Consider the following 302-nt stretch of genomic DNA (forward strand, 5'->3'; position numbering starts at 1 on the left):
CAGTTTGGATTGATGTCGGTAGGGATCTACCTGCTTTCCGGAGCAGTGTGCACGCTCACGGCCCTCGCCCTGAACCGGGGTAAAGGCCGGCCATCCAACAGTGCGGTTCAAGCGCGACGTCCGCTTGGCTCCGACAAGAAACATCGGCGTAGCCCAAAGAGGTGAACTGAGCCGCGGATGTCTGTAGGACCATCTCAGCGTCGGCGCATCAACCCGTTTTCATCGAGCCGCTCAACGGTGGCGGTCTGATGCCGCAATTGAACCGGTACGGCGACAGGCTCGGAAAGGGCCTGTCGCAATCT

It is taken from the genome of Lichenihabitans sp. Uapishka_5, from assembly GCF_033947565.1.
Taxonomy (GTDB): Bacteria; Pseudomonadota; Alphaproteobacteria; order Rhizobiales; family Beijerinckiaceae; genus Lichenihabitans.